This window comes from Candidatus Thalassolituus haligoni, assembly GCF_041222825.1.
GTDB classification, from domain to species: Bacteria; Pseudomonadota; Gammaproteobacteria; order Pseudomonadales; family Oceanobacteraceae; genus Oceanobacter; species Oceanobacter antarcticus.
Genome location: NZ_CP139482.1, coordinates 507549 through 524028 on the forward strand (window position 1 = coordinate 507549; position 16480 = coordinate 524028).

The 16480-nt window shown below is 53.7% G+C and carries 16 protein-coding genes; 12 read left to right on the forward strand and 4 right to left on the reverse strand.

Annotated elements, in window-relative coordinates; all coding sequences use genetic code 11:
* The first annotated feature begins 28 nt into the window (after positions 1-28).
* The 12 genes from paaK to SOJ49_RS02340 all read left to right on the forward strand — a co-directional run bounded on the left by paaK (position 29) and on the right by SOJ49_RS02340 (position 12029).
* Positions 29-1348: a phenylacetate--CoA ligase PaaK gene (gene paaK, locus SOJ49_RS02285; protein ID WP_369856611.1), complete on the forward strand. Its 1320-nt coding sequence runs from the start codon at positions 29-31 to the stop codon at positions 1346-1348.
* A 182-nt stretch (positions 1349-1530) separates the two neighbouring features.
* Positions 1531-2520 carry a 1,2-phenylacetyl-CoA epoxidase subunit PaaA gene (paaA, locus tag SOJ49_RS02290; protein WP_369856612.1) on the forward strand — a complete coding sequence of 330 codons (990 nt, stop codon included), beginning with the start codon at positions 1531-1533 and terminating at the stop codon, positions 2518-2520.
* A gap of 21 nt (positions 2521-2541) precedes the next feature.
* Positions 2542-2823: a 1,2-phenylacetyl-CoA epoxidase subunit PaaB gene (paaB, locus tag SOJ49_RS02295; RefSeq protein WP_369856613.1), complete on the forward strand. Its 282-nt coding sequence runs from the start codon at positions 2542-2544 to the stop codon at positions 2821-2823.
* A gap of 9 nt (positions 2824-2832) precedes the next feature.
* Positions 2833-3594 carry a 1,2-phenylacetyl-CoA epoxidase subunit PaaC gene (gene paaC / locus SOJ49_RS02300; protein WP_369856614.1) on the forward strand — a complete coding sequence of 254 codons (762 nt, stop codon included), beginning with the start codon at positions 2833-2835 and terminating at the stop codon, positions 3592-3594.
* The gene (paaD, locus tag SOJ49_RS02305; RefSeq protein ID WP_369856615.1) at positions 3581-4156 is read left to right on the forward strand and encodes a 1,2-phenylacetyl-CoA epoxidase subunit PaaD; all 576 of its coding nucleotides are present in this window, start codon (positions 3581-3583) and stop codon (positions 4154-4156) included. Before paaC ends, paaD begins: the two co-directional genes overlap by 14 nt.
* A 42-nt stretch (positions 4157-4198) precedes the next feature.
* Positions 4199-5275, forward strand: coding sequence for a 1,2-phenylacetyl-CoA epoxidase subunit PaaE (gene paaE, locus SOJ49_RS02310; RefSeq protein ID WP_369856616.1), 1077 nt, complete (start codon positions 4199-4201; stop codon positions 5273-5275).
* A 55-nt stretch (positions 5276-5330) separates the two neighbouring features.
* Positions 5331-7391, forward strand: coding sequence for a phenylacetic acid degradation bifunctional protein PaaZ (paaZ, locus tag SOJ49_RS02315; RefSeq protein WP_369856617.1), 2061 nt, complete (start codon positions 5331-5333; stop codon positions 7389-7391).
* 206 nt (positions 7392-7597) lie between these two features.
* A complete protein-coding gene (locus tag SOJ49_RS02320) occupies positions 7598-8629 on the forward strand; it encodes a TRAP transporter substrate-binding protein (protein ID WP_369856618.1) in 1032 nt (343 codons plus the stop codon).
* 3 nt (positions 8630-8632) lie between these two features.
* Positions 8633-9145 carry a TRAP transporter small permease gene (locus tag SOJ49_RS02325; protein WP_369856619.1) on the forward strand — a complete coding sequence of 171 codons (513 nt, stop codon included), beginning with the start codon at positions 8633-8635 and terminating at the stop codon, positions 9143-9145.
* Between the two features lie 41 nt (positions 9146-9186).
* On the forward strand, positions 9187-10515 hold the full coding sequence (locus tag SOJ49_RS02330) for a TRAP transporter large permease (RefSeq protein WP_369856620.1): 1329 nt from the start codon (positions 9187-9189) through the stop codon (positions 10513-10515).
* Positions 10516-10551: 36 nt separating this feature from the next.
* Positions 10552-11040 (forward strand): universal stress protein, encoded by a 489-nt coding sequence (locus tag SOJ49_RS02335; protein ID WP_369856621.1) that lies wholly within the window; start codon positions 10552-10554, stop codon positions 11038-11040.
* Between the two features lie 203 nt (positions 11041-11243).
* Entirely contained in the window at positions 11244-12029 is a 786-nt protein-coding gene (locus tag SOJ49_RS02340) for a helix-turn-helix domain-containing protein (protein WP_369856622.1), read from the forward strand.
* A gap of 50 nt (positions 12030-12079) precedes the next feature.
* Here SOJ49_RS02340 and SOJ49_RS02345 read toward each other — a convergent pair whose 3' ends face one another.
* From SOJ49_RS02345 to SOJ49_RS02360, 4 genes are all read right to left on the reverse strand, one after another.
* Positions 12080-12673 carry a TetR/AcrR family transcriptional regulator gene (locus SOJ49_RS02345; protein ID WP_369856623.1) on the reverse strand — a complete coding sequence of 198 codons (594 nt, stop codon included), beginning with the start codon at positions 12671-12673 and terminating at the stop codon, positions 12080-12082.
* 102 nt (positions 12674-12775) lie between these two features.
* On the reverse strand, positions 12776-13738 hold the full coding sequence (locus SOJ49_RS02350; protein ID WP_369856624.1) for a 2Fe-2S iron-sulfur cluster-binding protein: 963 nt from the start codon (positions 13736-13738) through the stop codon (positions 12776-12778).
* A 272-nt stretch (positions 13739-14010) separates the two neighbouring features.
* Complete coding sequence (locus SOJ49_RS02355) at positions 14011-15054, reverse strand: Rieske 2Fe-2S domain-containing protein (RefSeq protein ID WP_369856625.1); 1044 nt, start codon at positions 15052-15054, stop codon at positions 14011-14013.
* Between the two features lie 322 nt (positions 15055-15376).
* Complete coding sequence (locus SOJ49_RS02360; RefSeq protein ID WP_369856626.1) at positions 15377-16300, reverse strand: LysR family transcriptional regulator; 924 nt, start codon at positions 16298-16300, stop codon at positions 15377-15379.
* Positions 16301-16480: the final 180 nt, after the last annotated feature.

Below are 16480 nucleotides of genomic sequence, written 5' to 3' on the forward strand. Positions count from 1 at the left end.
CAATAAAAGAGAGATAGAGAGACTCAGCATGAATATTCGAGACCAGTTCAAGCCGGATCAGCTCGATCCGATGGAAACCGCCAGCATAGATGAGTTACGTGCCCATCAGCTGCAGCGGCTGAAATGGAGTGTTGGCCACGCCTACCATAACGTGCCGCTGTATCGACAGCGTTTTGATGCAGTCGGTATTCATCCGGAAGACATTCAGTCGCTGGATGATCTGGCCAAACTGCCTTTTACCACCAAGTCCGACCTGCGTGACAACTACCCGTATGGCATGTTCGCCACCTCGATGGACGACATCGTGCGTTTGCATGCCTCCAGTGGCACCACTGGCCAGCCGACTGTGGTGGGGTATACCCAGAATGACATTGATACTTGGGCCAATATCGTTGCTCGCTCCATTCGGGCGGCAGGTGGTCATCGTGGTGACAAGGTGCATATTTCCTATGGTTATGGGTTGTTTACCGGTGGACTGGGCGCGCATTACGGGGCTGAACGCCTGGGTTGTAGTGTGATTCCCATGTCTGGTGGCCAAACCGAAAAACAGGTACGCCTGATTCGTGACTTCCAGCCTGACATCATCATGGTTACCCCTTCCTATATGCTCAATATTGCCGATGAAATGGAGCGTCAGGGCATTACTCCAGATGAGCTGTCCTTACGGTTGGGTATTTTTGGTGCCGAGCCATGGACCGATGAGCTACGTCGTTCAGTGGAGCAGCGGCTGGGCATTCAGGCGCTGGATATCTATGGCTTATCGGAAATCATGGGGCCAGGCGTGGCGATGGAGTGTGCCGAAACCAAAGATGGCCCGACCGTTTGGGAAGATCACTTCTATCCGGAAATCATTAACCCGGTCACCGGTGCAGTGCTAGCGGATGGTGAGATGGGCGAGCTGGTGTTTACCACCCTCAGCAAGGAAGCCTTACCTATGATTCGCTATCGCACCCGAGACCTGACCCGATTGTTGCCTGGCAGTGCTCGTCGGATGCGCCGGATCGACAAGATTACCGGTCGTAGCGATGACATGATGATTATTCGTGGTGTTAACGTCTTTCCCACCCAGATCGAAGAAGAGGTGGTTAAAGTTCCACAGTTTTCAGAAATATATGAGATACACCTGTATCGAAAAGGCAACATGGATAGCATGGAAGTGCACGTAGAGCTGCGGCCAGAATTCCACCATTTGGATGAGGCACAGACCCAGCGTTTGGTGCAGGAACTGAAACACCACGTGAAGTCATCAGTGGGTATCAGCGTGGCTGTTGATGTACGTGGTTGTGGCACTATTGCCCGATCAGAGGGAAAGGCCCAGCGGGTGTTCGACAAACGGTATCAGGGCTAACGAACAACGCACTGCCTGGCCAGAGCCTCCTGACGGCGGTTTGGTCAATCCAGGCCAATGCATCTGGAATCGGATAGTTACGCCTTATAAGTGATACATTTTATTTTATTTTATTTTAATTTCAGTATCATTATTGAATTCAACGGCAGCAGCGGCTGCCCAGTACTACCGGAGAGAGATTCATGTACGCACAAATGGTTGAGACAGGGATCAAGCAAGTTAAAGCTCTGGACGACATGTCCCCGGAAGAGCGCGTCTTTCAGGAAAAGATTGACGCGGAAATCAAGATTGAGCCCAAAAACTGGATGCCGGACGCCTATCGCAAGACCCTGATTCGTCAGGTGTCCCAGCATGCCCACTCGGAAATTGTCGGCATGCTGCCAGAAGGCAATTGGGTCACTCGTGCTCCGACTTTAAAACGCAAACTGCAGCTGATGGCGAAGATTCAGGATGAAGCGGGTCATGGGCTGTATCTGTACAGCGCTATGGAGACCCTCGGTGCTGATCGCGATGAAGAAGTTGAAAAACTGCACAGTGGCCGGGCCAAATATTCCTCTATCTTCAACTATCCGACCTTGAACTGGGCGGATATGGGTGCTGTTGGCTGGTTGGTCGACGGTGCTGCCATCGTGAATCAGGTGGTATTGCAGCGCACGTCTTACGGCCCGTATTCCCGCGCCATGATCCGTATTTGCAAAGAAGAAAGTTTTCACCAGCGTCAGGGTTACGAAATTCTGCTGACCATGATGCGACAGGGAAATGACGCCCAGAAAGCAATGGTGCAAGACGCTATCAATCGTCTGTGGTGGCCAGCCTTGATGATGTTTGGTCCTAGTGATGCCGACTCACCCAACAGTGCGCAATCCATGGCCTGGAAAATCAAGCGTCACACCAACGATGAATTGCGTCAGCGCTTTATCGATCAGACCGTGCCGCAGCTGGAAATTCTCGGCTGTAGCGCCCCCGATCCCGACCTCAAGTGGAACGCAGAGCGGGGCCACTACGATTTTGGCGAGATTCAGTGGGGCGAATTTTTTGACGTCATCAAAGGCAATGGCCCCTGTAATCGCGAGCGTCTTGAAACTCGCCGGAATGCCATCAGCGACGGTACCTGGGTTCGCCGGGCAGCGGTTGCACACGCGAATAAGAAAAAACAACGGGCAGCTGCCTGATTGATACCGGAGATTAAAACTATGTCTGAGTGGACTCTTTTTGAAGTGTTCGTGCGCAGCAAACACGGCTTGAACCATAAGCATGTCGGCAGCGTTCATGCGGCAGATACCGAAATGGCGCTGGAAAACGCCCGCGATTTGTATACCCGTCGCAGCGAAGGCGTCAGCCTGTGGATTGTGCCTTCCAATATGATCACAGCGTCGGCGACCGACGAAAAAGAAGCCTTGTTCGATCCATCCGATGACAAGGTTTATCGCCATGCCAGCTTCTACAAGCTACCTGATGAAGTCGGCCATATGTGAGGCACTGCCATGAACCAATATGACGATCTGACCGAATACCTGCTGCGCCTCGGTGACAGCGCTGTAGTACAGGGGCAACGCCTGTGTGAATGGTGCGGCCGGGCACCGGCGCTGGAAGAAGAAATGGCATTGATGAACGTGGGTCTCGACCTGTTTGGGCAGGCTCGCAACTGGCTGGAGTTCACTGCAGAACTGCTGAATGACGGTCGTTCTGCCGACCAACTGGTTTTCTGCCGCGATGAACGTGCCTATCGCAACCTATTGCTGGTCGAGCAGCCAAACGGCGATTTTGCCGTCACCATGTTGAAGCAGTTCTTTTACGACGCCTGGCACTACCATGTACTGACGGCATTAAAAGCCTCGTCCGACAAACGTGTCGCGGCGATTGCCGCCAAGGCTCTGAAGGAGGTGACCTACCATCTACGCCGTTCCTCTGATTGGGTACAACGCCTTGGCGATGGTACTGAGGAAAGTCACGACCGGATGGTCAAGGCACTGGATGTCGTTTGGCGTTTTACCGTTGAGCTGGTGAGTGGGGACGAAGTAGAAAATCGGTTGGCAGCCGCTGGCGTGATTGCTGCCCCGGAATTGATCGCAGAACAATGGCTGGCAACCGTCAGTCAGGTGCTCGAGCAGGCGACGCTGACCGTGCCGTCAGCCGCGCCCTCGTTTTACCTGAGTGGCCGTGAAGGCATGCATACCGAGAGTTTGGGCCTGTTGCTGGCCGAAATGCAGTTCCTGCAACGAGCGTACCCTGATGCCGTCTGGTGAGTTGCCTCCGCTGTCGACGGTAGGGGTTGGCCCGGCGGTTGAACTGATTGGTAGTGATCGGCAGGGACGTGCCGGTAGCGCTGAAGACATTGAGCGAGCCTGGTCTGTGCTGGCCGACGTGATGGATCCTGAAGTGCCGGTGATCAATGTCGTCGATCTCGGCATTGTGCGCGACGTACGCTGGTCAGCGGGGCACTTGCAGGTGATCGTCACGCCAACCTACTCCGGTTGCCCAGCGACCGAATTTATCGAAACCCTGATTGAAGAAGCTCTGACCACTGCAGGGTTTCACCAACCGGTACTGAAGCAGCAGCTGGATCCAGCCTGGACAACTGACTGGATTACTGCCACCGGGCGAGAAAATTTGCGCGCCTATGGGGTTGCGCCACCGGTAGGCAGTGCCAACAAGCTGAGTTTGCTGGCCGCTGCACCGGAGATTGCTTGTCCCCAGTGCGGCAGTGTCCACACCGAGCGTGTCAGTGAATTCGGATCGACGGCGTGCAAGGCCCTTTATCGCTGCCTGGACTGCCTGGAACCGTTTGATTATTTCAAATGTATTTGAGCTGAGTCACCGCCAATAACACGGTGGCCCTGGAGAGACACAATGAGTCAATTTCACTCGTTAACCGTTTCCGACTTGCGTCGCGAAACACGAGATTCAGTATCACTGGCCTTTGCTGTACCTGCTGAGCTGGCCGACACCTATCGCTTTACCCAGGGCCAGTACCTGACCTTGCGCACTGAGATTGAAGGTGAAGACGTGCGCCGTTCCTATTCGATTTGTACCGGTGTTAACGATGGGGAAATCCGTGTTGCCGTCAAGAAAGTCCCCGGCGGCCTGTTTTCTACCTTTGCCAACGAGCAGTTGCAGCCGGGCGCTCAGCTACAGGTGATGCCACCGATGGGCAGCTTCTACACCGAGCTGAATCCCGAACGCGCAGGACACTACCTGCTGGTAGCGGCAGGCAGTGGCATTACGCCGATTCTATCGATTGTAAAAAGCACGTTGGAAGTGGAACCCAACAGCACAATCACTGTGATTTATGGCAATCGCTCCAGTTCTTCGGCGATGTTCCGTGAAGCGCTGGAAAACCTGAAAAACACTTGGATGGGGCGGTTAAACCTGATCTATGTGTTTAGCCGGGAGCAGCAGGATATTGATCTGTATAACGGCCATATTGACGCTGACAAGTGCCGCACCTTGTTCAGTCGCTGGATTGATACCAGAACACTGGATGCCGCTTTTATCTGTGGTCCGGAAGCAATGACAGAAACCGTGCGCGGTACCCTCAAAGAGTGTGGTCTGGCCGCCGATAAAATCCATTTTGAACTGTTTGCCAGCGCTGGTAACGAGCGCAAGCGTGAACAGCGGGCGGAAGCTGCCGCTAGGGATGCCAGTATCAGTGAAATTACAGTGATTCGCGATGGCCACAGCAAAACCTTCGATTTGGCTCAGAACACCACCAACCTGCTGGAAGCAGGTAATGAGCACGGTGCCGAGTTGCCGTTCTCCTGTAAGGCCGGGGTGTGCTCAACCTGCAAATGCAAGGTCATCGAGGGTGAAGTCGATATGGACGTCAGTGTTGGCCTGGAAGAGTACGAGGTGAAGGCTGGCTATGTACTGTCGTGCCAGTCGTACCCGCTCAGCCGCAAGGTGGTACTGGATTTCGACGAAGTCTGAGAATGACTGAACACCCTCAATCACCTGTTTAACCGGAGTTTCCAGGAGTCAGGACATGAATCAGATACCGACGTTACAAAGTTTTATTGCGGGCCAATGGATTGGTTCGACTGCGGCCAACCCGCTGGCCAGCGCTGTCAATGGCAAGCTGGTGTATCACACTCATGCCGAGACCATCGATTTTGAGCAGTCACTAGACTTCGCCCGTCGTGCTGGTCAGCAATCACTGCTGGCGATGGATTTCCAGAGCCGTGCCGCCTGTTTGAGGGCGTTGGGCAAGTACCTGATCGAACACAAGGAAACCCTCTACACTATTTCCACCCATAGTGGAGCCACTCGCGCCGACAGCTGGATTGATATCGAAGGCGGCGCTGGTACTCTGTTTGCTTACGCCAGTTTGGGCCGACGGGAATTGCCTTCTGGCAATCTGATCCCGGAAGACGATGTGATACCGCTGGGGCCAACAGGAGCCTTTGCTGGTGGTCACATTTTGGTGCCACGTCGGGGGGTTACGGTGCATATCAACGCCTTCAACTTCCCGGTGTGGGGCATGTTGGAAAAATTTGCGCCTAACTTCCTCGCCGGCATGCCCTGTATTGTCAAACCGGGTTCCTCGACCAGCTATGTCACCGAAGCGGCTGTACGGCTGATGCAGCAGTCGGGCTTGTTACCGGAAGGCAGCTTGCAACTGGTGATCGGTCGCACCGGCGACTTGCTGGATCGGCTGGGTGGACAGGATATTGTGACGTTCACCGGGTCAGCCGCAACAGCGGCCAAGTTGCGGGTAACGCCTAATCTGGTTGCTAACTCGGTGATGTTTAACGCCGAAGCCGACTCCCTCAATTGCGCCATTCTAGCGCCGGACGTAACGCCGGACGACGCCGAATTTGATCTGTTTGTGAAAGAGGTTGTCCGTGAAATGACCACCAAGGCCGGGCAAAAATGTACCGCCATTCGCCGGGTGTTGGTGCCTGCGGACAAGGTGGATGCAGTGACAGAAAAACTGATCGCCAGATTGGCTAAAACCCGCGTCGGTGACCCGGCGATTGAGGGCGTACGGATGGGAGCGTTGGCTTCCCATGATCAGCAGCGCGACGTGCATCATCAGGTCGAAGCCCTGATGACTAGCTGCGAACGGGTATATGGCGGTACGGCTGATTTCTCTCCGCTAGGTGAAGGTGCCAGTAACGGAGCCTTCTTTGAACCAACCCTGCTGTTGTGCCGTGATCCCGATGCAGAAGGTGGCGCTCACGATATTGAAGCGTTTGGCCCGGTCAGTACGCTGATGCCATATCGGGATATTGATCATGCAATTGAGCTGGCGGCTCGTGGCAAGGGTTCGCTGGTGTCGTCAGTGATTACCCGAAGCCCGGAGCTGGCTGCCCGGATCGTGCCCGCCATCGCCAGCTGGCATGGCCGTGTTCATATTCTCGACGCCGAAGCAGCTACTGAATCGACAGGCCACGGCTCACCATTACCCATGCTGAAACACGGTGGCCCTGGTCGTGCCGGTGGTGGCGAGGAACTGGGAGGAATCCGGGCAGTAAAGCATTATTTGCAGCGTGCGGCGGTGCAGGGGTCGCCCACCATGTTGACTGCCGTAACCGGAGAATACGTGCGTGGTGGCCAAACCTATGAGACCGAAGTACACCCGTTCCGCCGGCATTTTGAAGAATTGAGAATTGGTGAGTCGTTACTGACGCACCGACGCACAGTGACCGAAGCCGATATCGTCAACTTCGGTTGTTTATCTGGTGATCATTTTTATATGCATTTTGATGAACTAGCAGCACGGGATTCGCAGTTCGAACAACGTATCGCGCATGGTTATTTCGTGTTATCGGCCGCAGCCGGTCTGTTTGTATCCCCCGGCGTTGGCCCGGTGCTGGCCAACTACGGTCTGGATAACCTGCGCTTTGTGAATCCGGTCGGTATCGGTGACACGATTCAGGCGCGGCTGACCTGTAAACGCAAAATCGATCAGGGCAAGGAAAGTCCGAAGGGTGACCCTCAGGGAGTCGTGGCGTGGGATGTTCAGGTGACCAATCAGCAGGGTGAGCTGGTGGCCAGCTATGACATTCTGACACTGGTGAAAAAACAGGGGGTCGGCAGTTAACTTCGGCAAGCGATTTTATTTCCATATAAGAATAAATAAGTATTCAGCATAAAAAAATATTATTTTTCTGGCGTTGATAACGTTAATAAATTGGTATTTGAGTCTGACGAGATAATACCGAAATAAAGTAGTGCCCATTTGGCTTTTTATCACAGTGTGATAACGAGACAAAATAAAATAAATCTAAAAGCAAGGGTGAAAACGACATGTTTAGTATTAAAAATATGGCGGCGGCCGGTGTGGCAATCGCAGCATTGGTGACCTCCGCCGTCAGTCATTCTGCCACCGAATTACGGGTTGGTACCTGGTTGCCACCAACCGACAATCAGAATGCCATTGTTTGGCCGACCTGGGCTAAATGGGTGGAAGAAGCCACCGAGGGGCGGGTCAAGGTCAAACTCGAGTACGGGTTGGGTCATCCGAAAACCATGTTTCAGCTAGTGGAAGATGGCGTGATTGATGCCAGCTTCAGCTACCACGGGTACGTACCAGGCCGTTTTAAACTGCCACAAATTGTGGAGCAGCCAGGGCTGGGTGTCGGTGCCGAAGCTGCCTCGGTGGCGCTGTGGCGTGTGTACGACAAATATTTCCGCGTCGCGAATGAATTTGAAGGTCTGGAAGTCTTGGGGATGTTTACCCATGGTCAGGGTACCATTCAGTCAAATTTTCGTATCACCTCGCTGGCTGATCTGGAAGGCAAGAAAATTCGTGTAGGGGGCGGTATCCAGACCGAATTATCAGAAAAAATGAAAGTAACGCCGGTGGCTGCACCCGCCACCAAAGCCTACGAAATGCTGCAGCAGGGAGTGATCGACGGCATCTTTATGCCGATGGCACAGCAAAAAAGCCTGCGTCTGAGCGAAGTCACCAAATACATCACGATTTTTCCGGAAGGCATGTATATGGGCAGCTTCTCTATGTTCATCAACCCGGATTTTCTCGATAGCCTGAGCGAACGTGACCGTCAGGCCATTATGTCTGTTTCGGGTGAGAAATTGTCCCGGATGGCCGGTGCGGCCTGGGAAGAAGGTGACGGGGAAGGTTTTATCGCAGCCAAGGCCGACAAGGTAGAAATCAACGAAGTCGGAGCTGCGCAGCTGCTGTCGCGTCAATTCAATACGCTGATTACCGGTATGGATAAGCTCTGGATAGACTCTGTTGCTGACCGCAAGGTTGACGCGGAGGCGGCCTTGGCTGAGTTGCGAAATATTGCCCGTAATTACCACAGAGCGAAATAGCAGATGGTGTTTTCTGATTGGATTTCAGAACACTACGAGGAGAAGGGGCCAGCCAAATGGCTGGCCTTCTCCCTTGAGTGCGTTGCTGCTGCCGTGCTGATGGCGCTGATGCTGCTGACGTGTGCCGATGTGATCGGACGCTATTTTTTAAACAACGCGGTCGATGGCACCGTGGAAATCACCGAGCTAGCACTGGCGGTGGTGGTGTTTGCCGAAATGCCGGTTATTACCTGGCGCGGAGGCCATGTCGTTGTCGATTTGCTGGATCGTTATATGAACCATCGATTGGTCAAGGCGTTGGGGTTGTTATCTGCGCTGCTGGTCTCTGGGGCTTTTTATGCCGTGGCTGGGCGCATGATGTTTACCGCTGAACGTTCGTTACGGCGTGAAGTTGTCACCGAGTATCTGCAAATGCCGGTTGGTTATATTGTTCAGTATATATCGGTGATGAGTTATGTCTGTGCGGTTGTTATGGTCAGCTATGGAATATATAGAATACTGAATGAAGAGCGATGAGCTGAAATGATTTTTACCACTTTATTTATCGGAATTCCCATATGATCGTCGCACTGATTGGCTTTTTTATATTGTTGCTGTTGATTATTGTCGTACGCATTCCCATTGCCTTTGCCATGGGGCTGGTCGGATTTTTCGGCTTCGCTTATTTGCAGGGACTCGGGTTCGATAATCTGCTGGAGTTTCGCTGGACCGGTGCCTTGGCGATGGCATCCAACCGGGTCATTGACACGGTGCAAGAATACAGCCTGTCGGTCATACCGCTATTTATTCTGATGGGCAATCTGGTGACCAGCTCCGGTCTGTCGCAAGCGTTATACCGTGCTTCTAATGCCTTTCTGGGACATCACCGCGGAGGCTTGTCGATGGCCACTGTGGTGGCTTGTGGCGGGTTCTCGGCGATTTGCGGCTCGTCTTTGGCAACCTCGGCGACTATGGCCAAGGTGGCGATGCCTCCGATGCGGAAGTACGGCTATGCCGATTCGCTGGCAACGGCATCGATCGCTGCCGGTGGCACGTTGGGGATTCTGATACCGCCCAGCGTGATTCTTGTGATTTATGGCTTGCTGACTGAAACCAGTATCCGTGAGCTGTTCGCCGCCGGTTTTATGCCTGGTATTTTGGGTATTCTGTTGTACCTAGGAGCAGTCAAGTTTGTGGTGTGGCGCACTCCGGAAGCGGGCCCTTGCGGTGACAAACTGGATTGGAAACAGCGGCTGGAGGCGATGAAGGGGGTCTGGGGTGTGGTGATTCTGTTTACGCTGGTGATGGGGGGCATTTACCTCGGCGTGTTTACGCCGACTGAAGCGGCAGGAATTGGTGCTGGCGGTGCCTTTATTATTGCCTTGACGCGTCGTAGCCTGTCGTTCAGCTCATTGTTTTTGGCACTTACGGATACCGGACGTACCAGCGCTATGTTGTTTACGGTACTGATAGGGGCTTTGATTTTTTCCGATTTTATCAACCGTGCCGGGTTGCCCGCCGATTTGCTGACCTTTGTCTCGGCGCTGGATATGAGCCCGATGGGAGTGATTCTGGTGATTCTGGGTATTTATATTGTACTTGGAATGGTGTTTGAAAGCTTATCGATGATGCTGCTGACGGTGCCGATTTTTTTTCCGCTGGTGCAAAGCTTGGGTTTTGATCTGGTGTGGTTCGGTATTGTGGTGGTGGTGGTCACCGAAATCAGCCTGATCACGCCTCCAGTAGGCATGAATGTGTTTGTGCTCAGTGCGGTGCTACGTAATGTGAATCCGGCGACCATTTTCAAGGGAGTGACGCCCTTCTGGTGTGCCGATATTGTGCGTCTGGCATTGATTGTCTTTATTCCAGCGATCGCCATGCTGCTGCCGGAATGGCTGTATCGCTGATGCCGTTTACTCTGATTATCCAACAGGAGGTGCCTTATGCTGCCTGGTGTTAAACGTATTTTGTACGCATCCGATTTGCAGGATGGTTCGCGCCCGGCATTTCGAGCGGCGGTCAGCTTGTGTGGCCATTACCAGTCGCACATTACCTACCTGCATGTGATCGAATCGCCGAGCCGTCAGGCTGACCGTCTGGCGCAGCAGCTCATGGCTCAGGATCCGTCATTGCAGGCCTTGCATGATGACAGCCTTGTTGCGGTACGGGAGCAGATTCTGGCGCGGGTGCAGGATTTTTGCGCTGCGGAACTGGATATCGACGAGCAGTTGCAAGCGGATCAGCTGGTTGCTCGCGTCGAAGAGGGGCGTGCGTGGCAAGAAATTCTCCGTGTAGCGGATGAAATCAAGGCCAGTGTGATCGTCATGGGGACGCGTCATGGGCTTGGGCTCGGCAAAAAACTGTTGGGTTCAACCGCTGCCAAGGTGATGGAGCACGGTGCTCGCCCAGTACTGATCGTTCCTCTTCTCTAAAAGGCAGGGTTATGGCGGCATGCGGTTTTATTGATACATTACAGACTAGGCCAGCTCCAGCCGCTCTGACGGATGGCAGACGGCATTCATGTCCTGACTATATCTGCATTCAGGAGGTATTTGCGTTCCTGAGGGGCGGGCCTGTGCCACAGACTAGCCAGCAGTCAGACATATTCGTAGAGTGTCGGGGGAGCCATGCTTTGGTGTCGTTCAGTGGTCTGGATATGCCTTGTGACTGGGTCATTCCGGCAGAGATGATGCAGGTGGTTGTCAGTCATACTGGGCGCCATCAATTGCTGTGTAGTGGTACTTGCTACCAGCTGCAATCCGGTGATGTGCTGCTGCTGTTTGCTGGCACTCACAATGCCTTGGTTCCTGATAGTGACGGTTGCTTCAGTATTCTGAATGTGCCGTTGGCTGAACTCAGTGACGCGGCAATTGGTATGAGTTGGCTACGGAAGGAAACACTTTGGGAGCTGCCTGTCGTCTGCGGAGCCCCAGAGCTGGAGCAACTGGTAAAGGTGATGACGCAGCCGTCGCACCAAACAGACCATTTCCGAGAACATATACGTTTTCACCAGTTACAAGTGTGTCATGGCCTGATACTGCAACTGTTTCATGGTCTTGGTTGCGGGATGATAACCACACAGCCGCTGAACGATGCGGTGGTGGCTCAATTGCGGCGTCAGGTGCTGACCAATCTGCAGGAGGATGTCGATCTGTCTGCTCTGGCAGCGTCCTGCAAGGTCAGCGTCAAGACCTTGTATAACCGCCTCAGATCCTCACTGGACTGCACCCCAGGCGAGTTTATTCGCCTGCTCAAAATTGAAAGTGTGTTCCGGGAATTAAGTGCCCGACCTCGAACAGCAAGGAATGTGACTGAGGTGGTTATTAATTACGGGTTTTCCAATCTTGGGCGTTTTGCACAGCATTATCGCCAGCATATTGGTGAGTTGCCTTCTGAAACCTTGCGGCGATCTTCGTCATAGCATTTTCCATATATCAGGCACCCTCACACCCTGCGTATGAGACGAGCAGGTCAGGAGGTGATGGCTGCTTGCACCACCTGATTGATCAGCGCTTCATCATTCAGCCCCTGAGACATATAAGGCATCAACATCTGTTGATTGCGTACCAGGGCGAAGCCGTACAGCATTGACCACATACAGATCATGTTGATTTGTATTTGCTGGCTATCCCGTTCCGGAAAGGCGCGTAAAAACATGCGATAGAGCAGTCGGTAGGTTCTGGCCAGTGATGCCAGCCGCTGCTCTGCGTTAGCGGCATGAATGACTTCATCGTGATACATCATGCGAAAGGTGCCGGGGTTTGCCTGACAAAAATCAATAAAATGGCGGACAGCAACTTTCAGCGCGGGCAGTGGTTCCGGGTGACTGGCAAGGAACCGTTCGAGCTGTTGATAAAGGCGCTGGTGGGCCTCTTCTGCCAGTTCAAGCAACAGGTCGCTGCGGCTGGCAAAATGCCCGTACATGGCGGCTGGGGTGACACCGATGGCTTTGGCCAGATGACGGATCTGGACGGCATCGTGTCCCTCCGTGGCGATCAGTTGGCGGGCCAGTTCAAGGGCTGTCGCGCGCAGGCTGCCATGGTGATAGGACGTTTTCTTGTTCACTGGGTGCTCCATGTGCGTCGGCCTTTTGGTTGCCGGGGCAGCCAAAAGGCGCAATCTAACATTCTGCCCCGAAGGATTCGAGTGCTTGTCCAGACTCGGGCTTCAGAGGTCAATGGTCAACTGACGACTGTGTGCTCGTGAACAACAGGGGGTGAAACAGTTATTGGCAGCCTGTTCATCCGGGGTAAGGAAGCTGTCCCGGTGTTCTGGAGTCCCTTCCAGGACGGTGGTCAGGCAGGAGCCGCAAATACCCTGTTCGCACGACAAGGGGACATCGATACCCGCAGCCAGCAGCGCTTCGGCTGCGCTGGTGTCGGCAGCCACCCGGATCACCTGATTGCTGCTGCTCAGTAACAGGTCAAACGCGCGATTGCCTTGCTCGTCGTCGTCGCTTGGGCTGGGGGCACTGAAATATTCCCGATGCAGTTGTTGGGCTGGCCAGCCAGCCTGAGCAGCGCCGTCCAGTATATAGTCCATAAATCCGGCTGGGCCACAGACGTAGATATGGGTGGTCGGGTCGGTTTGTTGCAACAGGGTGGTGATGTCCAGCCGTTGGGCCGATTCACTTTCATCGCAATGGATATGAACCTGATCACCGTATTCGGACTGTTGCAGGTCGTTAAGGTAGGCCATGTTGGCTAACTGGCGACCGCAATAATGCAGCTCGAACGATTTGCCTTCACCGTGCAGGCTGGCTGCCATTGAGCGAATAGGGGTCACCCCTATGCCGCCCGCCACCAGCAGCGAATGCTGGGCGCTGCTATCCAATGGGAACAAGTTTCTGGGGGCGTTGATCTGCAGCGTACTGCCTTCAACTGCAGCCTGGTGAATGGCGGTCGAGCCACCACGAGAGTCGGCTTCCAACTGAACTGCGATGCAATAGCGATGGCGTTCAGCCGGGCTATTGCACAACGAGTATTGGCGCACGGGGCCATTCGGGGTGACGACATCAATATGAGCGCCAGCGCTGAATTCCGGTAACTCGCCGCCGTTTGGGGCGGTCAGTTCCAGGCTGATGATTCGCTCTGATTCCTGAGTACGTTTCGAGACGATAACGTCAAACATGCTGTTTACCTGTACGAGTGCAGTCCGCCGGGGCTGTTATCCCCGGCGGTGGTTCTAGGGGACGTTCCAATTAGTTAACGTGGCCTGTCAGGAGGAAAATCCCGTCAGGCAAGGCGTTGGACGCCGAGAATAGCGCGTCCTTTTCAAGTCCGACAACACCGCATGGAACACCGCATGGCGGGATATTGACCCTGACCCTTCGGGCTCTCAGCAGGCTCGGTTTAATCATTGAGAACGTCCCCTCGGTTTGAGGAATAGGATGCTGAGCTGGCTCAGGTCGCGGCGTTTTCTGCCTTGATCAGCTTGTCCAGTGTCCTGCGTGCACGAATGGCTCCTGCGTCACCGATCAGCAAGACCGGTTTGTTTTCCCAGAAGTCGCTGTCACCCATGTTGTCTTGCTGGGCTTCCAGCATGGGCAGGTCTTCGGTTTCAAACGGCACGCTCAGGTTGGCGACCTGTTCGTCAGCCAATTGCTGCGCATGCGGCCCGATGGCCTTGGGAAAGGACATGCCAAACCAGTAATGCGTGGAATGTGCGGTTTCGGGGGTGAAAATATGTGGAATCAAGGTTTCGATGCCGTTTTCTCTGGGCTGTCCGGTGGGGGTTGCACCGCTGATCAGCAGCATGTTGGCCGGGGCGTCCCAACGGACGTCGATCCAGCGATCGACCCGTTTTCCATGTTCAATGCCCCAGGCCTGGTACAGGAAATCGGGCAGGATTTCGTTGTTGGTTTGGCGCATGGACCAGACGGTGTCGCCATCCTGTTTCACTTCGGTGACCGAGTCTTTGACAGCATCGCTGCCCAGCGTGCCAGGATGCAAGAACTCGATATGGGACAGGTCTAGAATGTTATCGGACTCCAGCACATAGTTGGCTTTGGCATATAAATACCCTTCACCCACGTAGAAATGTTCCCGATCCATGCAGGAAAAATCGGTTATCAGTGCTGGGTCAGCCTTGTCTTGGTCACCCATCCAGATCCACAGACAGTTGTGTTTTTCGACCAACGGGAAGGTCTTGACGCGAGCGGCTGCGGGTATTTTTCCATCACCGTGCGGATTGTGCACGCACTGGCCGGACTGGTTGAACTGCAATCCATGGTAATTGCACTGGATCGAACGGCCACCATCGCAGAGGCTGCCGCTGGACAGGGGGACAAAACGGTGGGGACAGCGATCCAGCAAGGCGTGGGCCACGCCTTCGTTGTCGCGGTAGATGACGACTTTCTGATCCAATAGGGTGCGGGGAAACAGTTCCCCGGTGCTTACTTCGCTGGCCCATGCGGCCACGTACCAACAATTCATCAGATAAGGCATACGGTGTTCTCCTGCTGGGTTATGGATGCTGTTATCCCTTGCCGGGCGTGATGATCCATGACCTGGTGATTTATTTTTATGTAGCGGGTGTTTCAAAGGTTAAATTAACATTGTTAAGTTAACTATGTTTACTTTAGTGGTGAGTATTTTTTATGTCAAGGTTCCGGAGCTGACAAGTTGAGTCTGCTGTGAGGGTAAGCACGGTTCAAGATAGCGATGGTTGGTAGCTGATCATCAGAAACAGGCACTGGCTACCAGTGCCTCAGGTGATCGGTCAGCACCAAGTGGGTGTTCGAGACATTGGCTGCTGTGCGATCGGCTGCTACGCCGGGGGTGAGATATCCAATTGGGAGGTGGCTTTGACCAGCAGTTCTCTGAGCCAGATTAGCCCTTTGTCATTATTACGGTACTGATGCCATTGCACACATTGCTTCATTCGCGCCATGGCAAAGGGTACGGGCTTGATCGTGAGCGGCCAGATTCTGGCAATTTGACGGGCCAGGCGTGCGTGCACAGTGGCGATGTTTTCTGTCCCTACCACCATGGAAGGCAATACGGCAAAGCTGTAGGTGCTGACGGTAATGTGACGGTTGATGCCGTATTCCTGGTTAATAAACTGGCTGAAAAAATCTCGGCGATGGGCGGAAGGCTCCATGCTGACATGACCAGCATTGGCATAGGCCGCTACGGTCAGGGGGGTGTGTGCAATAGCGCTGTCGTTCCACATCATGCACACAAAATCTTCTTCATAAAGTACATCGCTGGGGTTTTCGGCGGAGACAAAGTCCGACGGAATAATCAGCAGGTCGGCCTCGCCTCGCTCCATGGACTTATGCGGATTTTCAATCTGTGGCAAAAACCGGAAGCGGGCATTGCTGTTTTGTTGTTCTGCCAGCATCAGCAGGTGGGGAATAAGTACCATCTGGGTGTAGTCAGAGCAGAAGATACTGAAGGTTCTGTCGGTAGTGGCGGGGTCAAAGTTGGGCTGGATAAGAATACTGCTTTCGATCAGATTGAGCACATTACGGACGGAATCCTGCATGTCTTCCCCTAATGGCGTGATGTACATCTTACGGCCGATCTGGGTCAGGATATCGTCGTTGAAATACTCCCTCAGACGTGAGAGGGAGTTGCTGACGGCGGATGGACTCAGGTTCAGCTTTTCTGCTGCTCTGGTAATACTTCGTTCTTTTAGCAACACATCCAGTGCGATCAGCAAATTCAGATCCAGCTTGTTAAAACGCATGATGTTTCCCCTCTTGTCTCGCCATTCCGGCTCACAGAGTAGAGTCTTTCCAGCTGCTTTGACCAGCCTTATTGGCAAATGGGCGGATGGCTGAATTATTCAATAAACGTTCGATCTTATCGAATCCTCTGTTTAGTTTTAAGCGTTTTACTGAATGGTCAGTCACTCGTAATCTGCCCT